This is a genomic window from Deltaproteobacteria bacterium, from assembly GCA_020848905.1.
In the GTDB taxonomy this organism is placed as follows: domain Bacteria; phylum Myxococcota_A; class Polyangia.
Window position 1 is genome coordinate 43079 of the sequence record JADLHG010000062.1, and the last position, 17264, is coordinate 60342.

Genomic DNA, 17264 nt, shown 5'->3' on the forward strand with positions numbered 1-17264 from the left:
GGCGAGCGACGTGGCGACGCTCCCCAAGCTCGCGCGTGAGGCGGCCCGGCTCCGTCGGGTCGGCTTCGCGCTCGGGGTCTCCCTCCTCGCCGCGGCCTGCGGCGCGGAGGGCTTGCCGGGCGGCGCCGCTCTCGGCGTCTCGGTCAAGGGCCTCTCCGCGGCCGACGTCACGCGCGTGACGGTCACCGTCACGGGGGGGGGGATCGGCACGCCCATCGTGCAGAACCTCGCGCTCACCGCGGGCGTTTGGCGCGGCACGATCGCCAAGATCCCCTCCGGTACGAACCGGACCTTCGCCGCGCAGGCCGCGAACGCCGCCGGCACAGTGCTCTACGAGGGCCAGCTCTCCGGCGTGACCATCGCCACCGGCTCGACGGCGGTAGTCACGCTGCTCCTGCAGCAGAAGACGCCCCCCCTCCCCTTCGGCAACAGCGTGCCGGTGATCGACGGGCTCTTCGCCTCGAGCAACGCCGTGGCGCCCGGCACCCCGGTGAGCCTCTCGCTCGCCGCGCACGACCCCGACCCCGCCGACGCCCTGCGCTTCACCTGGAGCGCGAGCGGCGGCGTCTTCAACGACCTCGGCGCCGCGGCCCCGCTCTGGACCGCGCCCGCCACCGAGGGTCCGGTCACGCTCGCCGTGACCGTCAGCGACGGCAGGGGGGGCGACGTCACCCTCTCCTTCGGGATCGACGTCTCCTTCGCGCACGCGAAGGGCGCCGCCCGGATCGAGGCCGGCTTCAACACCTGGCCGGTGGTCGCCAGCCTCCTCGCCACCCCCTCGCGGCTCGACGTGGGCGAGAGCACGACGCTCACCCTCACCGCGAGCGACGGCGACAGCGATACGCTCACCTTCGCCTGGGCCGACGGCGGCGGGGCCTGCGCGGGGAGCTTCAGCAGCCCGAGCGTACAGAACCCCACCTGGACCGCCCCGGCCACCCTTCCTCCCTCGGGCGACTGTACGCTCGCGGTCACCGTCTCCGACGGACGCGGGGGAACGACCACGGGCTCTTTGCGCCTCTCGGTCAGCGCGCCCCCGCCCGTGAACCTCGCCCCCGCGATCGGCGCGAGCTTTCAGTCCACGACCTCCATAGTTCCCGGCGCCACGGTCTCCTTCTGGGTCGAGGCGCAGGACCCCGAGGGACAGCCGATCACCTTCGCCTGGAGCGCGAGCTCGGGGGCGATGGGCACCGCGACCAGCACGGCCACGCGCAGCGACGCGAGCTGGACCGCCCCCGCCACGGGCTGCGCGCACACCGTCACCGCGACCATCACCGACGCGGCCGGGGCCAGCGCCACCAGGAGCTTCGCCGTCTCGACCTGCCCCTGAAGCTGGCCTACACTGCAGTCCTCCTTCATCCATGCGTCACCGAGCCGCCGCGCTATCGCTCTGCCTCGCCGCCTGCGGAGGCGCTCCGTCGGGCCCCACCTCTGACGCCGCGCCCGCCGCCGACGGCGCGCTCTTTCGCTGCGAGACCCCGGGCCGCGCCTGCAACGCGCACGACCCGTGCGCCATCGATCCGGTCTGCGGCCCGGACCACCTCTGCCGCGCCACGCGCTTCCAGCTCTGCGACGACGGCCTCGACTGCACGGAGAACCTCTGCGAAGGGAGCGGGGCCTGCCGCTTCGCCCCCAAGCCCGGCTTCTGCGCGCTCCCGATCCGCCAGCCGGGCAAGACCACCGAGCTCCGCTGCTTCAAGGCCGAGGAGCGAAGCCCCCTCGATCCGTGCCAGAGCTGCGACCCGACGGGGGACCCCACCGCCTGGCACCCCGCCACCGGCGGCTCCTGCGATGACAAGAACGGCTGCACCAAGGACGACTACTGCAACGCGGGCCGCTGTACCGGCACCTACTACGGCGAGAAGTGCGCCGACGGCCTCTCCTGCACGGACGACCTCTGCGACGGCAAGGGGGGCTGCCTCGGCAACCAGCTCCGCGCGAGCTCGTGCCTGGTCGACAAGAAGTGCTTCACCGCCGGCGACACGGACGCCAAGAGCTGCAGCAGCTGCGAGCCCAAGACCTCGCAGGAGGCCTTCACGCCACTCGCGGTCTTCTGCCGCATCAACGGGCTCTGCTACAAGCCGGGGCAGAAGGACGACACCGGCTGCTACGTCTGCGACCCGGTCCGCAACCCGAACGACTGGTCGGCGGTGGCCGGCCTCTGCCTGATCGACGGCGCGTGCTTTCGCAAGGGCGACACGAACGACGGGGGCTGCGGCGTCTGCGATCCGAGCCTGAGCAGCTCCGCCTGGAGCATCCCGGGCGACGCCTGCTACATCGACGGCCTGTGCCGCAAGCCCGACGAGCTCGACGACACGGGCTGCGGGAAATGCATCCCGTCGAAGAGCAAGCTCGAGTGGACCCCGGTCCCCGACCGCTGCCTGATCGACGGCGCCTGCTACACGCCGGGCGCGACGAACCAGGGCGGCTGTGGCGAGTGCGTCCCCGCCGAGAGCCCGACGCGCTGGCGCGTGAAGGGCGCCGCGTGCCTCATCGGAAACGTCTGCCGTACGAGCGGCGAGCTGGACCCCACCGCCTGCGCGGCCTGCGCGCCCGACAAGAGCAAGACCGACTGGAGCCCTCTCTCCGGCAAGTGCGTGATCGCCGGGGTCTGCTTCTCCGACGGGCAGAAGGACGCGACCGGGTGCCTGGCCTGCAGCACCGCGCAGAACCCGAAGGACTGGAGCCCTGCCGCCGGCAGTCAGACGAGCTTCTGGGACTTCGAGAGCGGTGCGCTCCCCATCGGCTGGGCCGTGCTGAACAAGGACCCCGTGGTGGGCTGGCAGGTGAGCCCGCGCCGGCCGTTCGCGGGCAAGCAGAGCGTCTATTACGGCCACCCGAAGAACGGGAACTACGTCTCGGGAGGCGCGAACCGCGGCACGCTCACGACCTCCTCGGTCGCGCTCCCGACGGGCAAGAAGGCGGCCCTCCGCTTCCGCCTCTGGATGGACACCGAGGCGGGCGAGAACTACGACCGGTTCGCGCTCACCGCGCTCGACGGCGCGGGTAACACTGTGGTCTGGAAGAAGACCAGCGCCACCGTGCCCCGCATGCGCCAGTGGCTGGAGATCCTCGTGGACCTCACGAGCCTCGCCGGCCGCACCGTGCGCCTCGAGTGGAAGCTCGACACGGGGGACGGCATCGCCAACCAGGGCGAGGGCATCTACATCGACGACGTGACGGTCTATACGAACTGCCCCTGAATGCGGCTGGGCGAAGACCACAAGCGATTCATTTCCAGACTTGTTAAAGGACTATTAACAGGTCAGTATTAAATCCATGAAAGCGCTGCGCGTCTCGGAAGACATCGTCCCCGTGAGCGAGTTCAAGGCCCAGGCCGCCGAGTGGTTGCGACGTCTGACGACCACGGGACAGCCCCTGGTGATCACCCAGAACGGCAAGCCCGCCGGCGTTCTTCTCTCGCCCGAGGCCTACGACGAGCTCGCCGAACGGGCGCGCTTCGTCGCTGCAGTAGAGGATGGGCTCGCCGATTCGCAGGCCGGCCGCTTGACCGACCAGGCCACGTTGGCGGCGGAGCTGAAGGCCCGGTATCGCGCGCGCCCCCGCCGATGACCTCCCGAGGGCGCGGCGGACGACGGCGCGGCGCCCGGCCCGTCGTACGCTGGACCGATCGAGCTCGCCGGGACCTACTCCAGATCGGCGACCACATCGCGGCGGATAACCCGGCGGCCGCTGAGAGCTGGGTGGCGAAGCTCCTGGAGCTCGCGGCCCGCGCGGGCGCGCTTCCTCGTGCCGGACGCCGCGTCCCGGAAATCGGCCGCGACGACGTCCGGGAGGTCTTCCTGCGGACCTATCGACTGGTCTACCGCGTCACCGACGACGGCATTCACGTGCTCACGGTGTCGGAGGGACATCGCCTCCTTCCGCGAGAGGTGCTGGCGGACGACGCCCTGAAGGGCGGCAACGAATAGAGCCCGGCGAGGGCATCTACATCGACGACGTGACGGTCTATACTGCCTGCCCATGATCGCGTCGCGCTCCTCGCTCGGACAGGCTCTCGTCGTCGTCATCCTCGCCGTCGCCCTTCTGCCCGCCTGCACCTGCGGCCCGAGGGAAACCCCGCGCACACCGGACGCCGCGCTCGGCGGGACGCCCGGTCGGCTGCCCGATCTCCGCCAGCACGCGAAGCGTGCCGCCCTCTACACCAAGGAGACGCGCCGTCGGCTCGTCGGCGGGCACCCACCGGTCGCGCCCGCGCGAGTGCTGGTGCGCGTCGCGAACGAGCTGCCGAGCGTCGGCGTGCCCGCGAGTTTCGCGGCGTGGCGGCGAGCTATGGGCGAGAAGGCGCAGGGCCTGGCCGCGGGGGCACCGCCCAAACCGGCGTACAACGCGGTCGTCGAGACCTGCGTCGCCTGTCATCGGCTGTACGCCCCGAAGACCGTCCCTGCGATGGAGGCGTTTCGGCTGCCGTGAGGGGGACGGGTTCAGGCCCGTCGCCGGGTAGCCGTCCGCAATCTTTGCGCACCCCTGCAAGCTTTGCCGGCGGGGCGCCTCTCGGCAGTATCCAACCGATGGAAATCACAACGTTGGGGGAAATCGCCACCTCGGCACGGACGATGCACCTCCGGGCTCCAGCCGAAGGAGCGTCCATGCGTCGCACCGCTCTCCTCTCCTTAATCGTTGCCCTGCTCATCCCCGGGCCGGCCCCTCGCGCCCGTCTGAATCCCCTCCGAGTGCTCACCTCCCAGACCGTGCGGCCGGAGATCTTGTTCGCTATCGACCTCTCGGGGTCGATGCGCCAGGTCCCAGGTTCAGGTGCCTGGCAGGGCGCCGGCTGTATGGCCACCAACACCGAGATCGACAAGTGCGGAGATGGCATCTGCAGCGGCTATGAAACCACCTCGAGCTGCGCCAACGACTGCAGAAACATCGACGACAACTCGAGCACCGCATCGGTGCGCCAGACCGCCGGTTCCGCCGAGCAGTGCATGAACACGACCTCCGGCAGCAGCAGGCAGGGCATGACCGAACGGGCGCTGAGGAACGTGTTGCCGCTCGTCCGCTCGGCGAGCGTGGGCCTCGCGGGATTCAAGATGACGGGCTACTACGAATACTTCACGGGCTCGTATGCGGTCAGCTCCTGCGGCGCGTGCTCCGGGACCACCGGGACCTGCGGCTCCTGCAAGAAGGTCACGGTTTTTCTCAGCGAGCTCGAGCTCAGGTCCGCGGCGGTATGGACGGGTGGCCTGGGCTGGGACAACACGAATAACAAGCCCGTGACGAGCTTCACCGTCAACAGCACGGTCTACACGCTCCTCTCGGGCGCGGGGCTCGCCATCACCACGGACAGCCTCTATAGACGGTTGAGCTCCGGGGTCTACGTCTACAAGCGATTCTCGTGGTCCACCACGAACGGCAAGGCCTATAACGACGGCACCAACGACTGGGAGTATCTGGGCAGCTACTATGCCTACATGCAGGTCCCTCGGTCGTCGGCGACGACCTCGACAATCAGCACGACCTACAAGGGCCCGCAGTACGTGAGCGGGAGCTCCACGTACGTCTACCGGCGGTTCAAGAAGGACGGTGCACCTGCAGGGAATCCGATGCAAGGCATCTCCAGAGACCCGGCGGACGGTTCCGAGATCATCATCCCGCTCCTGCAGCCGACGAGCACCACGCCGCAGTCGACCTTCGATGACAACGTGGCCAAGATCGTGGCGCGCTTCAATCGCGTGGACAACGGCGGGTTCTTCATGAAGACCAACACGCCGACGGAGGCGCTCGTCCAGCTCGCCCAATCGCACTTCGCGGCACGTGCAGCCGGCACGTCGCCTTACACGACGCCCGATGCCGCCGCGGGTTGCCGTTCGCGCGTCGTGATCTTGCTGAGCGACGGCGAGCACAACATCGGCAGTCCTCCCTCGGGGGCGACTCAGACGCTCTACGCCGCATATCCCTCGAATCCGATCAAGACCTACGCGGTGGCCTTGCCCAATCTGACCAGCACGGCCCTGGCCGAGCTCGACACCATCGCTGACGCTGGAGACGACGGCGAGATGAACGGCAGCGCCACCGCTATCAGCTCGAACAACGAGGACGACCTCGTAGAGGCGCTCAAGGAGCTCTTTGCGGAGCTCCTCCAGGGCGACTACACGACGACCCAAGCGGGGGTGGCTACATCGGCCGGCAGCACGCTCACCGGGAACGTAGCACTCGTCCCCTCGACGGAGTATCCGAGCTGGCAGGGGCGGCTGCGGGCCTACAACCTGCTCAAGGCATCCACGGACCCGGACTTCCTGATGTGGGAGGCGGGGGCTGTTCTCGCGGCGCGCACGAGCCCTCGCGCGCTCTACACCGGTCCCAACACGAGCGGGGCCACGACGCCCATTGCCGTTTCGACCTCCAACCTGACGGCGGTGAAGGCCGCCTGGAGTCGGTCGGGCGCCACCTTGCCCACGGACGCCGAGGTCACAGCCACGATCAACTACATCACGCAGAAGAAGCTCGCCCCCTTGCTCAACTCCGTGCCGGCCGTCGTGGCGGCCCCTCCCAAGTACAGCTCGAGCAACCTTTCGGGGCACGACACCTTCGAGACGACCTACGAGAACCGCGAGGCCTTGGCCTACGTGGCCTCGAACGACGGAGTGCTGCACGCTTTCCGTATCGCCGACGGGACCGAGGCCTTCGGCTACATCTCGCCCGACGCGTGGCCCAGGATCTACGCGCTCTACAAGGCGGGGGGGCAGGACCTGGACCTGACGAGGTTCCGCTGGATCCTGGCCAACTCCCCGCGCGTCGAGGACGTAAAGGTCTCCAGCTCGGCCGCATGGGCCACGCAGCTCGCTCTGAACTACGGCCCGGGCGGGGACCAGTTCGTGGTGCTGGACATCACGAACCCGAGCACCTGCACGAGCGGCGTCTGCACGCTGAACAGCCCGCCGTTCACGACCAAGTCCTACTCGCGGGACCTCGGCACGAGCGTGACGAACTACATCGCCGAGACCTGGTCGCTCCCGGCCTTCTTCTACGTCAAGCAGGGGGCCAACACCCTGAGCGCGGCGGCCTACGCGAGCGGCTACATCCCCCCCAGCGGTACGGGCACGGACGAGCGCTACTACATCTATCAGGACACCCTCTGGACGGGGAGCTCCGCGAGCACCTATACCCTCGCCCCGCTGACCAGCACGAACGCCCCCAAGGTGGACTACGCGGTGGTGGCCGACAGCGTGGCGGTGATCAATCCCGACGACCAGCGCACGATCGTAGCCACCTATCAGGTGGACGCCAACGGCCGCTTCATGCGCTTCGAGGCCGGCAAGACCACGCCGTCGAGCAAGGTGAAGACGCTCCTCGACGGCAGCTCCGGTGGCGCAGGCGCCCCGCACCCCTTCCTCCTCGCCCCCGCGGCGATCTACCGCGGCTCGAGCCGGGCCACCTTCGCCGTCATGTCCGGGGCCTTCATGGAGGAGGGCGCCTGGATGAGCAACGCCTCGTACGAGTCCAAGGTCTGGCTGCGCACCGACGACAACGGCACGCTCCAGTCTTCGGACAGCTTCACCTGCGCGATCAGCCAGGTCTGCGGCACGGCCTGCTACAACGGGGGAACCGTGGCGGCGGATTGCACGGCGCCGTCGGTGCGGGCGCTCCCCGTCTCGTCGCCGATCCTCGTCGAGAATAAGCTCAACAGCTCCAACATCGAGGCTTTCTTCCTCTACTACGACCCGCCCGCGGCGCAGTGCTCGGGCAATCAGATCGCGCTCGGAACGAGCTACGTCTTCCGCGTCAGCACCACCGGCGCGACCCAGAACCTGATGAAGATGAAGACCTACCCGAACACCATCGCGTCGGGGCTCTCCATCGTGGGCGGCGGTACGGAGATCGTGGTCAGCAAGTCGGCCAAGGGCACGGGCGCGCAGGCCAGCGTCGAGACCTTCAGCGGCGGCGCGCTCTCCGGCGGCTCATCGGGCACCCCGGGGATGGAGTCCTGGCGCGAAGTCCGGTAGTGGAGCACGGGCTCTGCGCGTCGCTAGCCGGCGTCGGGAGCACCACAGCCGATCAGCTCGTTCCGCGCCGGCCCCTCACTCCTTCGGATCGATGATGGTGGCGCAGCGTCCCTTGAAGCAGATGGCGTTGTTGCCGCAGCGGCGACCGCACACGCCGCAGTTGTGCTGGTCGTTCTGAAGGTTCACGCAGCCCCCGGGACACCAGTTCGGCTTGGTCGGCGGACAGACGCGCGCATCCGGTGGCGGCGGAACGGCCCGATCGGGCACGACGATGGAACCGTCGGAGCGCGAACCTTGATCGGGAGGACGTGATGCGCCGTCGACTCGCGCCGCCCCGTCGCCGCGACGGGCGTCCTGGCCCCGGGCCCCGTCGTGCCCCGCGATCCATCCGTCGGTGAAGCCGAGACCTCCGTCGCCCCCCGGCACGCAGAGGTCCTTCGCGCGATCGCAGACGAGCCCTTCACCGCACGGGTCCCCCGCCGCACAGCTCTCCGGCGGCGTCGGCATGCGGCTGCAACCGATGAGGAGCGACGCAGCGGCCAGGCCCCCAAGAACGATCAGGAACGGTCGCAGCGCGGCGCGGTGCACGAGTTACAGGATACCACACCGAGCGTTGGGCTTCGGGTTCGGCGCGCGAGGCCTCTGCTATGGGAGGTGCAGCTTCCCCGGAAGTCGCTAGGACGGCGGGGGTTGCGCCAGGGCGGCCTCTACCTGCTGCGCGCTGAATCCCTGAAAGACGCGGCCGTTGATCACGATGAGCGGCACGACCCCTTGCCGCAGCCGGTAGCGCTGCTGGATCGCCGCGTACTGCTGCGCCGCCTCGGGGTTCTTCTCCACGTCCAGCTCGAGAAACGGAATGCCGCGCTGCGCGAAGTAGGCCTTCGCGGACTTGCACGAGGGGCACCAAGCCGTCGTGAAGATGACCGCCTTCGGCTTGGCCTGCGCGCCCGCGGCGGCGCCTCCTGCGGTGCCGCCCGCCGCTGTCCCCGCCGCAGCCGTGGCCCGGGGCTTCCGTCGCTTGCGCGGCTTCTTCGGCCGCTGCGCCTCGGCGAGCGCGGCTTGCTTCTTCAGCTCGCTGAGCTTGGGCATCGCGCGATCCAGCCACGCGCTGCGCGGCTCCATCCAGACGCGGTAGCCGTGCGGCCCCTCCACCTTCCGCAGGTCCGCCACGTAGACCTGGTCCCCGGGCGGCCGGCTCTTCGGGTCGGTGACCATGACCAGGCTCCGCGCCGCGGCCTCCACGCTCGCGACCTGCTCGACGGTGCGCATCTCCGCGCGGTGATCGAAGTAGGTGAAGAGCAGCCCGAGACCCTCGCGCACGGCGAGGACCGGGCGCAGGCCGGCTCGGCCGCCCGTCGCGTCGCCGCGCGCCGCGGGCGTGGGAACGGGCGTCGGAATAGGCGTCGGAGCGGGGGACGCCTGGCGTGCGGGCGCTCCCTCGCGCTGGCAGGAGCACAGGCCCCCCGCGAGCAGCAAGAGGGGCACGCACCAGAAACCGCGAAGGAGCCAGGGAGCAGGGACCGGCAGGCGGACGCGCATCGCTTGTGTTCTATCGCATTCGGGGCGCCGGCGCACCCGCTCGCCGGTCGCGCGCGCAGCGCCTCCCCGGCGAGCCGGTCGGAGCGCGGGGCACCATATCTGGTGGCATCCGGGCCTCAGCGCTTCAAGATGTGGTATTTGCGCTTGACGGAGCTCCCCGCCGTGCACAAAATAATCGGAACGAGCGTCGTAACAGCGTCAGTGCAGAACCGTCGGATACAGCGGATTCGGACGTCGCCTCGGATGCGGCGACTATAGATGGAGGACCCGAGAGATGGCGAAGAAGCAAACGCGGCGTAGCGTGTCTATCCGCGGACTCACCTATGAAACCGTGCGGAAGTACTGCGAGCGCCACGGGCTCAGCATGAGCGAGTTCGTCGAGGAACGGATTTCCACCTTCTTCGGCAACGGCCAGGCGGCCGCGCCAACGGTGAAGGAAGCTCCGCCCCTGCCGGCGCGCGAACCTGCTGCCCGGCCGACCCCGGCACCGGTCAAGCCCGTCGTGGCCTCCGCCAAGCCCGCCCCCGCCCCCGCGAAGGCTGCTGCTCCGGCTCGTCCCGTGGCCCCGGCCCCGACCCCGGCGCCCGCCCCGGCCCGCGCGCCCTCGCCCGCCGCCGCAGCACCCGCCGCGAAGAGCGCGACGGCCCGTCAGGCGAAGGACCAGAGCCAGCTCAACACCGAGCAGCTCCACGACGCGGCCCGGCACTTCACCTTCTGACCGCTCTAACCACGCGTTGATCGCCCGTGCCCCCCCGTGCTAGGGTGGCCCCGCCCCAAGCGGGCGGAGCTGAGCATGCGTGCATCCCAGGCTGACCGCGAGAGATGGCTCGCCATCGTCATGGCCGCGGCCATGGACCACGACATCCTGCACCCCGAGGACGTGCTCCAGCACGTCACTCCGGAGGTGCTCGCCACGCACCTGCCCCCCGACGTGATGAGCGGGGTGCTGGCCGCCTCGCTACAGGCCGGGGTCATGACCGCGGAGGTCATACTGCGCACGGCGGGGCCCGGCGTGCTCAGCCGCTACATCCCTCCCGACGTGCTCTGGTCGGCGATCGAGACCGCCGCCCACCGCTCGCAGATCCCCGGTTGAGGTGTGACCATGGATCGCCGACGAGAGTGGATTCGCATCGTCATCGAAGAGGGCTTGCGGCTGCAAGTGCTGGAACCTGACGACCTCCTGCGCCACGCCACGCCGAGCGTGCTGGCCACGGACCTGCCGCCCCGCCTGGTCGCCACGCTGCTGCAGGTAGGCATGACGAGCGGCAGCTTCAACGCCGACCTGCTCGTCGAGAGCCTGGGCGCGGGGAACATCGCCGAGTACGTCCCGCTGCCCGTCCTCTGGGCCAGCATCGACGAGGTCGCCGGGCGCATCATCGCCGAGCACCCGCTCACCGCCGGCGCCGTGAGCGCCGAGCACGCGGGGGCTTTCGTGGACGAGGCTCTCGCCCACGCGGTGCTCCCGAACGACGACGGACCGGACATCGAGGTCCTCGACGACTAGGTCCGCAAACTTTGCGGCCTCACGGAAACCTTTGCTCGGCTCACCCCCCACGGATTTGGGCCGAGCGCCGTAACCTGCAATAATCCTCGAACGGTCGTTGAAGCAGTCACCCCCCGCCGATGGCACGGGGCCTGCACGACTCCGTCGAGGAGCAGCCCATGGCCCACGCCTCCCACAGCCCCGCGCCACGAGATGCCGGCTTCACGCTGGTCGAGCTCATGGTCGTGGTCGTGATCCTCGGCATCCTGGCGATGGTCGCGGTGCCCGCGATGCAACGCGACAGCAAGGAAGACAACTTCAACAAGTTCGTGAACCAGTTCATTCACGACCTCTTGCGGGCCCGGCACGAGGCCACCGGCTCGCGCGAGGACCGCAGCGTGATGCTCTACTCCACCTCGCGCTACACGCTGGAGGCCGTGCTCCCCGGGAGCAGCACGGTGGCCACGCTCCGCGACGTCTCGGCCCCCACGGGCGTGCAGCTCTCGGGGGCGGTGCTCACGACGGTGCTGCCGGGCGCCTCGACGCCCACGCCGACCGCCCCTCCGGCGCAGGTACGCTACCTCGGCACGGGGACCGTGCAGGCCTGCACCGGCTCCGCCTGTACGGCAGCCAACAACGCGGTCACGATCTTCTTTCAGACCACCGACGCCCTGCACCGCGCGCGCGTCGTGATCTACCAGAGCACGGGATACGCCCGTCGGTACAAGGGATGGAACTGATGCGCTCCCGACGGAAACAGAGGCGCGAGGGCGGCTTCACCATGATGGAGCTGCTCATCACCATGCTGCTGCTCGCGATCGTCATGGTGGGGCTCGCCAGCCTGCAGGTGCACACGGTCCGGCAGGTCACCTCCTCGCGCCGCTCCACCGAGGCCATGCGCCTCGGCCAGAGCGTGCTCGAGCAGTACAACGCGATGGGCTACGCGCAGCTCCCCTCGGCGGCCGCGGACTGGTCGCTCGAGACGAACGCGCAGGGGAACAACATGCAGAACGTGGCCGTGGACGGGCTCTCCGCGGGCCCGTACACCGTCCAGCGCCTCGTCGAAGACGTGGGGACGCAGAAGCTCATCACGATCCGCGTGGCGTGGAAGGACATCGCCCCCGGTGCCGCCGTCAGCACGGGTGCCGTCGAGTACCCGACGCTGCAGGTCACCATGACCACCCAGAGGTCCCAATGACCGGCCGAACGACGCGCGTCCGACGGCGCCACGAAGACGGTCTGACGATCATCGAGCTCATGGTGTCGCTCTTGCTCTCGTCGATGCTCTCGGCGGGGCTCTTCTACCTCGTCTCGGGGCAGAGCAAGACCTACTCGGCGCAGCTCGGCAGCCTCGTGACGCAGGAGAACCTCTGGGGCGCGATGGAATACCTGCAGCGGCAGGTGCGCTACGCGGGCTACGGCGGCTGGGGCGCCTGTCCGAACGGCGTGGTGAATATGTACGACGGCTCGGGGGGGACCACGGCCTCCACGCTCATCCCGTATCGGTCGTACAACAACTGCAACATCTTCAAGCGCGACCCGGCCACCTGCGGCAGCGCCACCGACGGCACCGACTCCTTCACCGTGACCTACGACTCGGACGCGCTCACCAACGGCGTAGGCACGGTGCGCATCGTGGACGCCATGCCGAGCTCGTCGTCCATCCTGAAGGTGAACGGCCCGGGCAGCTTCAAGCAGTGCGACCTGCTCATCCTGTACGAGCCGGGGACGTCGAAGCCCTGCACGGTGATCCAGGAGACCCAGGATCCTCAGAAGACCGGCAACAAGTGGCATATCCAGCACAACCCCGCCGGATGCGACGGCATCTACAACCCGCCCGGCGGGCACAACATCTTCCCCACGGGGGGCTACGGCGCGAACGCGCTGGTGATCCGCTTCGGCTCCACGAGCTCCATGCCCCGGCACTTCGCGATCGACGACACGGTCAACCCGCCGCGGCTCGTCACCTGGAGCACGCGGAACGCGAATCCCTCCGCGGACAAGGCGAACCTCGAGGTGGTAGCCGACAACATCGAGGACCTGCAGCTCACCTGGGCCTGCGACGTGAACGGCAACGGCCTCTTCGAGGAGACCCCGAGCTCCCCGACCACCGACGAGTGGGCCTACACCGCGACGGGAGACACCGCCCCCGCCTGCGGCACGGCGAAGACCGGACAGGTGCGCATCACGCTCGTGGGGCGCACCACGAGCGCCGACACGTCGAACCGCACGGGTTTCCGTCCGGGGGCCGAGGATCGCGCCGCCGGCACCGTGGCGCAGGACCTGACGGCCAGCGGCCAGCTCGGCACGTACGGCCGCGCCGTCCTGCGCGCCACAGCCACCCCTCACAACATTCGATAGGCACGCCCATGGCACGACGCACGGCAAGCGATTCTGGTTCGGTCCTGGTGCTCGCGCTTCTGCTCACCACGATCATCCTCGGCGTGGGGCTCACCGCGGCCTGGATGTCCAGCACGAGCTCGCGCGTCTCGGGCAACCTGGGACGCCGCCAGGAGGCCTTCTACGCGGCGCAGGCCGGAATCGAACGCGCCCGCGCCTATCTCGTCGCGAACAAGTCGGGGTGGGCCAGCCAGCTCGGCGGCAGCACCGCCTGCGGCTCGAACACGCGGGACCTGCCCACGAACAAGGGCCGCATCCTCTGCGACAACGGCACCGCGCTCTCCAACGTGCCGGTCATCGGCTCGGGGACCACCACGGCGACCAAGGTGTCGGGGCTGTCGAAGGTGACCTACTCGGTCTGGGTGCGCAACGACTGGGAGTCCGAGTGCGGCCTGGTCCAGAACGCGGCCGCCAGCACGGCCAACTACGCCGACTGCGACGGAAACGGCTCGGCCGATTCCTCGGACCTGGCCACGGCGGTCATCGACAACGACACGCGCGTGGTGGTGCGCTCGGAAGGGGTGGCCCGCGACGGCCTGAGCTACGTCGCGCTGGAGGCGGTGATCGGCGCCTCCACCTCGACGCAGGTCTCGGCCACGTACGGGCAGAAGGGGGGCGAGAGCTCGGGCTCCAACTCGTACCTGGGCGCGTCCCTCACCACCAACTAGCCGACCTTCAGCACCAGCGCCATGGCCGTATCCCCCGCCGCGCAGCCCGCAAAGAGTCCGTAGCCGCCGCCGGCGAGCGCCAGCTCCTCGATGAGCTCGATCACCGCGCGCGTCCCGGTGGGCCCCTGCGGATGCCCGTAGATGAGCGGCGAGCCGTAGCGGTTCATGGCCTCGGCCGCGACGCCGGTCTGCTTGCAGAAGTAAACGTCGTTCACCGCGAAGGGGTTGTGGGTCTTGATCGCGCGGCAGTCGGAGAGCTTGATCCCGGCGCGCTCGACGGCCTGCTGCGCCGCGGGGACCACGGCCATGGCCATGAAGGCCTTCTTCGTGCGCGCCTCGCCGAAGGAGAGGAGCTGGATGGGGAGCTTCGCCTCGCGGCTGAGCTTCTCCGCGCGCTCGCGCGTGCAGACCACGATCCCCGCGTTGCCGTCGGCGGGGAAGGTCTGCGTACCGTAGCTCACCGTGCCGCCCTCGAGGACCGGCTTCAGCTTGGCCAGCCCGTCGGCGGTGGTCGGGAAGGCCCCCTCGTCCGCCTCGACCACGGAGACCGCCCTGCCCTTCTTGAGCTGGACCTTGGCCAGGTAGCGCTGCTGGAAGGCGCGGCCGTTCGCCAGCGCGTCCTGATACTGCCGGTAGCGCAGCAGCGTGACCTCGTCCTGAGCCTCCTTGGAGATCCCCGCCTCGCGGGCCACGTTCTCGGCCGTCTGGATCATCGCGCCGCCGGCGTACGGGTCGCGGTTGAAGTTGTCCCAGACCCAGTCTTCCGCCTGCCCGCGCCCACCCGGAGCGGCCGGGTTCGGGTAATAGAGGTGCGGACCGTTGCTCGTGCGGTCGGCGCTCACTCCGAGCAGGCAGGTGCGCTGGCCGGTCTCGACCTCGGCGGCGGCGGTGGCGATCACCCGCGCGCTCGTGGCGCAGGCCTGGGCGATCGTGGGTCCCGTCACGCCCGCCGCGCCGATCATCCCCGCCAGCCACGGAGCGCCGTAGAAGCTCGCCGCCTGCGGGACCGTCATGCCGAGGAGCACACCATCGAAGGTCTCGGGGGCCACCTGCTTCTCGGCCAGCACGGCGGAGGCCACCTGCGCCGCGAGCTCGACGGAGTTGTAGCCGGAGAGGCTCCCCTGCCACCGACAGAACGGGGTGCTCCAGTACGCGCCGTAGGGGATGAAGGCTTTGCTGAGCGACATGGGGGACCTCCCTTATGGGTTCGGCGATGGGTTCGGCGCGGATGGTATGGGGGCCGCCACCGGGGGGTCAACGAGGATCCGGGGGATACTTTGCCTCGCTGCCGCGCGGGGCGACCTGCGCTACACTGTCGGAATCGAACGGTACGGCCGAGGGGACGGGATGAGCGAGAACATCGCCCTGCAACGCATTCGCTCCTGGGTCGAGATCAGCACCGATCTCGACGACCACAGCGAGAGCAACTTCTACACCGGCTTCGCCAACGACTTGAACGGGGGCGGCGTCTTCGTGGCCACCCGCGACACGCTCGCGGTGGGCACCAAGGCCAAGATCGAGCTCAAGTTCCCCGACGGAGGCCCGACGCTGCAGGTGAACGGCCGCGTGCGCTGGACCCGAGAACGCCACGACGGCCCCGACGGCGAACCGGGGATCGGCTTCGAGTTCGTGGACCTTTCCGACGAGGCCAGAAAGCGCATCGAGAGCTTCCTCTCCCGGCGCGAACCGCTCTTCTTCGACGACAACCCGATCACGCGACACAACCTCGAGGCCCCTCCGGCGCGGCCGCGTCGCACGCTGCTCTGGGTCGCTCTGGGGCTCGCCAGCCTCGCCGGGCTCGCCTTCCTGCTCTACCGCGCGGGGCTCTTCGGCCCGAGGTAGAGCGGCGTCTCGGCGCGAAAGCCGACCGGCAACCGCTCGGCCAGCTCCTCCCCGTCGAGCGCGTAGAGCGGGCTCACCTCCACCGCCCCTTCGCCCGAGAGCGTGCCCCCGGCCTCGGTGATCCAGCGCCGGTAGAGCGCGGTCATCAGCCCACGCGCCGAGTCGGGGCTGTCCACGCCGCTCGCGTTCTTGACCGGCGCGAACTCCTCGTCGCGGTCGATCTCGAGCACCAGCGACCGCTTCGCGTCGGGGAGCGTGTCCATGGCGAAGGTCTCGAGCTTGTAGCCGCACGGCGCGGTGGGCTCCACGCGCCGTCCGCTCGGGTCGAGGTGCGGGATCTTCTTGTGGGCCCGGTGATACGGCAGGTCTGCGCGCTCGGCCTGCTCGCGCAGGAAGGGGACGCTCCAGACGAAGAGCCCCGGATTCGCGTAGCCGTAGCGCAGCGCACCGCGGGCGTCGCGACTCTCTGCGAGCGCCTCGGGGATCACGGTGTACTCGACGACGGAGAGCCGGCCGCCGACGCGCGCGTAGGCGCCCACCTTCTCGGCCGGATGCACCTTCGGGATGGCCTTGCACGAGTAGTCGCTCTGCCGCAGCAGGTGGTAGCCCACAAAGCGCGGGTCGCAGCTCAGCGAGAGCGGGTTGTCGACCTGGACGTAGCTCGCCGCGCGGATGCCGAGCCGCTCCATCTGCGCGAGCGCGCCGCTGCCGGCGAGGGCGGCGAAGAGCCCGCCGTTGCCGTTCGCGGCCAGGACCAAGCTCCCTCGCTCCTCGAGGAGCAACCGACCCTGCTCGTCCACCGCCGGTGCGAGCCCCTGCGGAAAGATGAGCAGCCGGTCCTCGGGCAGGCCGAAGCGGTTGGCCTCGGCGAAGATGCGGCAGGTCGCCTCGTGGTTGTCGGGGCTCGTCATGAGGTAGAGCGGCGGCACGGCCCCGTAGCGCCGCCCGAGCGCGACGAGCCGCTCGACGTGCATCTGGAAGAGCGTGCGACCGCTCACCGGACCGAGGACGAAGGCCCCCTTCGGCCCGTCGAAGCCGAGCCGGCTCCCCTGCCCCCCCGCGACGAGAATGCAGGCCACCTCGCCGGCGCGCAGGGCCGCCTCGCCGCGCGCGCGGGCCTCCGCCGCGTCGGACGCGTCGAGCGGGATGAGCTCCTCGTACGGCGTGATGGTGGCCGGGTCCACGGCGAGCTCGGGAGTCTCGAGGACCCGCGCGAGCCAGGCCAGGTCGAGGGCCTCGATCTGCCCGAGGAGCCTTTCCTGGCCGGCCCCGTCCAGCTCGTCGAACCAGCGCAGCACGTGGGACTGCCCGAAGGCGCTGAGCTTCCGCTCGGCATCGGCACGCGTGATCATGGGTGCGTTCTCGTCG

Annotated in this window: 18 protein-coding genes; 14 read left to right on the forward strand and 4 right to left on the reverse strand. The window is 69.7% G+C overall.

Going from position 1 to position 17264, the window contains the following annotated elements:
* The first annotated feature begins 10 nt into the window (after positions 1-10).
* The 6 genes from IT371_26985 (at position 11) to IT371_27010 (ending at position 7964) form a co-directional block, all read left to right on the forward strand.
* Complete coding sequence (locus IT371_26985; GenBank protein MCC6751328.1) at positions 11-1327, forward strand: hypothetical protein; 1317 nt, start codon at positions 11-13, stop codon at positions 1325-1327.
* A 31-nt stretch (positions 1328-1358) separates the two neighbouring features.
* Positions 1359-3200 (forward strand): choice-of-anchor J domain-containing protein, encoded by a 1842-nt coding sequence (locus IT371_26990; GenBank protein ID MCC6751329.1) that lies wholly within the window; start codon positions 1359-1361, stop codon positions 3198-3200.
* 76 nt (positions 3201-3276) lie between these two features.
* Complete coding sequence (locus IT371_26995) at positions 3277-3570, forward strand: type II toxin-antitoxin system Phd/YefM family antitoxin (GenBank protein MCC6751330.1); 294 nt, start codon at positions 3277-3279, stop codon at positions 3568-3570.
* Entirely contained in the window at positions 3567-3929 is a 363-nt protein-coding gene (locus IT371_27000) for a type II toxin-antitoxin system RelE/ParE family toxin (GenBank protein ID MCC6751331.1), read from the forward strand. Before IT371_26995 ends, IT371_27000 begins: the two co-directional genes overlap by 4 nt.
* A 52-nt stretch (positions 3930-3981) precedes the next feature.
* A complete protein-coding gene (locus tag IT371_27005) occupies positions 3982-4431 on the forward strand; it encodes a hypothetical protein (GenBank protein ID MCC6751332.1) in 450 nt (149 codons plus the stop codon).
* A 365-nt stretch (positions 4432-4796) separates the two neighbouring features.
* Positions 4797-7964, forward strand: a complete 3168-nt coding sequence (locus IT371_27010) for a hypothetical protein (protein ID MCC6751333.1) — start codon at positions 4797-4799, stop codon at positions 7962-7964.
* Positions 7965-8039: 75 nt separating this feature from the next.
* On the opposite strand, the gene IT371_27015 is transcribed toward IT371_27010, so the two are convergent.
* A complete protein-coding gene (locus IT371_27015) occupies positions 8040-8552 on the reverse strand; it encodes a hypothetical protein (protein MCC6751334.1) in 513 nt (170 codons plus the stop codon).
* An 87-nt stretch (positions 8553-8639) separates the two neighbouring features.
* The gene (locus IT371_27020) at positions 8640-9503 is read right to left on the reverse strand and encodes a hypothetical protein (protein ID MCC6751335.1); all 864 of its coding nucleotides are present in this window, start codon (positions 9501-9503) and stop codon (positions 8640-8642) included.
* Between the two features lie 274 nt (positions 9504-9777).
* Between IT371_27020 and IT371_27025 the strand changes: the two genes are divergently transcribed.
* From IT371_27025 to IT371_27055, 7 genes are all read left to right on the forward strand, one after another.
* The gene (locus tag IT371_27025; GenBank protein MCC6751336.1) at positions 9778-10221 is read left to right on the forward strand and encodes a hypothetical protein; all 444 of its coding nucleotides are present in this window, start codon (positions 9778-9780) and stop codon (positions 10219-10221) included.
* Positions 10222-10296: 75 nt separating this feature from the next.
* Positions 10297-10596 (forward strand): hypothetical protein, encoded by a 300-nt coding sequence (locus IT371_27030; GenBank protein ID MCC6751337.1) that lies wholly within the window; start codon positions 10297-10299, stop codon positions 10594-10596.
* A gap of 9 nt (positions 10597-10605) precedes the next feature.
* Positions 10606-11007 carry a hypothetical protein gene (locus tag IT371_27035; protein ID MCC6751338.1) on the forward strand — a complete coding sequence of 134 codons (402 nt, stop codon included), beginning with the start codon at positions 10606-10608 and terminating at the stop codon, positions 11005-11007.
* A 158-nt stretch (positions 11008-11165) separates the two neighbouring features.
* Entirely contained in the window at positions 11166-11726 is a 561-nt protein-coding gene (locus IT371_27040; GenBank protein MCC6751339.1) for a prepilin-type N-terminal cleavage/methylation domain-containing protein, read from the forward strand.
* Positions 11726-12184, forward strand: a complete 459-nt coding sequence (locus IT371_27045) for a prepilin-type N-terminal cleavage/methylation domain-containing protein (GenBank protein MCC6751340.1) — start codon at positions 11726-11728, stop codon at positions 12182-12184. Before IT371_27040 ends, IT371_27045 begins: the two co-directional genes overlap by 1 nt.
* Positions 12181-13347, forward strand: coding sequence for a prepilin-type N-terminal cleavage/methylation domain-containing protein (locus IT371_27050; GenBank protein MCC6751341.1), 1167 nt, complete (start codon positions 12181-12183; stop codon positions 13345-13347). Before IT371_27045 ends, IT371_27050 begins: the two co-directional genes overlap by 4 nt.
* A gap of 8 nt (positions 13348-13355) precedes the next feature.
* Positions 13356-14054 (forward strand): pilus assembly PilX N-terminal domain-containing protein, encoded by a 699-nt coding sequence (locus IT371_27055; GenBank protein MCC6751342.1) that lies wholly within the window; start codon positions 13356-13358, stop codon positions 14052-14054.
* Here IT371_27055 and IT371_27060 read toward each other — a convergent pair.
* The gene (locus IT371_27060; GenBank protein ID MCC6751343.1) at positions 14051-15241 is read right to left on the reverse strand and encodes a thiolase family protein; all 1191 of its coding nucleotides are present in this window, start codon (positions 15239-15241) and stop codon (positions 14051-14053) included. The two genes, IT371_27055 and IT371_27060, sit on opposite strands and share 4 nt — an antisense overlap.
* Before the next feature lie 160 nt (positions 15242-15401).
* Here IT371_27060 and IT371_27065 point away from each other — a divergent pair, with 160 nt between their 5' ends.
* Complete coding sequence (locus IT371_27065) at positions 15402-15896, forward strand: TIGR02266 family protein (protein ID MCC6751344.1); 495 nt, start codon at positions 15402-15404, stop codon at positions 15894-15896.
* Here the strand turns inward: IT371_27065 and IT371_27070 are convergent.
* A complete protein-coding gene (locus tag IT371_27070) occupies positions 15866-17248 on the reverse strand; it encodes a UTP--glucose-1-phosphate uridylyltransferase (GenBank protein ID MCC6751345.1) in 1383 nt (460 codons plus the stop codon). The two genes, IT371_27065 and IT371_27070, sit on opposite strands and share 31 nt — an antisense overlap.
* Positions 17249-17264 lie beyond the last annotated feature (16 nt).

What these genes read in the sequence shown, in the direction of transcription:
- IT371_27060 (MCC6751343.1), bottom strand. Translation starts at nt 15,241, where the DNA reads ATGTCGCTCAGCAAAGCCTTCATCCCCTACGGCGCGTACTGGAGCACC.
- IT371_26990 (MCC6751329.1), top strand. Translation starts at nt 1,359, where the DNA reads ATGCGTCACCGAGCCGCCGCGCTATCGCTCTGCCTCGCCGCCTGCGGA.
- IT371_27065 (MCC6751344.1), top strand. Translation starts at nt 15,402, where the DNA reads ATGAGCGAGAACATCGCCCTGCAACGCATTCGCTCCTGGGTCGAGATC.
- IT371_27000 (MCC6751331.1), top strand. Translation starts at nt 3,567, where the DNA reads ATGACCTCCCGAGGGCGCGGCGGACGACGGCGCGGCGCCCGGCCCGTC.
- IT371_27025 (MCC6751336.1), top strand. Translation starts at nt 9,778, where the DNA reads ATGGCGAAGAAGCAAACGCGGCGTAGCGTGTCTATCCGCGGACTCACC.
- IT371_27040 (MCC6751339.1), top strand. Translation starts at nt 11,166, where the DNA reads ATGGCCCACGCCTCCCACAGCCCCGCGCCACGAGATGCCGGCTTCACG.
- IT371_27030 (MCC6751337.1), top strand. Translation starts at nt 10,297, where the DNA reads ATGCGTGCATCCCAGGCTGACCGCGAGAGATGGCTCGCCATCGTCATG.
- IT371_26995 (MCC6751330.1), top strand. Translation starts at nt 3,277, where the DNA reads ATGAAAGCGCTGCGCGTCTCGGAAGACATCGTCCCCGTGAGCGAGTTC.
- IT371_27045 (MCC6751340.1), top strand. Translation starts at nt 11,726, where the DNA reads ATGCGCTCCCGACGGAAACAGAGGCGCGAGGGCGGCTTCACCATGATG.
- IT371_27070 (MCC6751345.1), bottom strand. Translation starts at nt 17,248, where the DNA reads ATGATCACGCGTGCCGATGCCGAGCGGAAGCTCAGCGCCTTCGGGCAG.
- IT371_27050 (MCC6751341.1), top strand. Translation starts at nt 12,181, where the DNA reads ATGACCGGCCGAACGACGCGCGTCCGACGGCGCCACGAAGACGGTCTG.
- IT371_27035 (MCC6751338.1), top strand. Translation starts at nt 10,606, where the DNA reads ATGGATCGCCGACGAGAGTGGATTCGCATCGTCATCGAAGAGGGCTTG.
- IT371_27020 (MCC6751335.1), bottom strand. Translation starts at nt 9,503, where the DNA reads ATGCGCGTCCGCCTGCCGGTCCCTGCTCCCTGGCTCCTTCGCGGTTTC.
- IT371_27055 (MCC6751342.1), top strand. Translation starts at nt 13,356, where the DNA reads ATGGCACGACGCACGGCAAGCGATTCTGGTTCGGTCCTGGTGCTCGCG.
- IT371_27005 (MCC6751332.1), top strand. Translation starts at nt 3,982, where the DNA reads ATGATCGCGTCGCGCTCCTCGCTCGGACAGGCTCTCGTCGTCGTCATC.
- IT371_27010 (MCC6751333.1), top strand. Translation starts at nt 4,797, where the DNA reads ATGGCCACCAACACCGAGATCGACAAGTGCGGAGATGGCATCTGCAGC.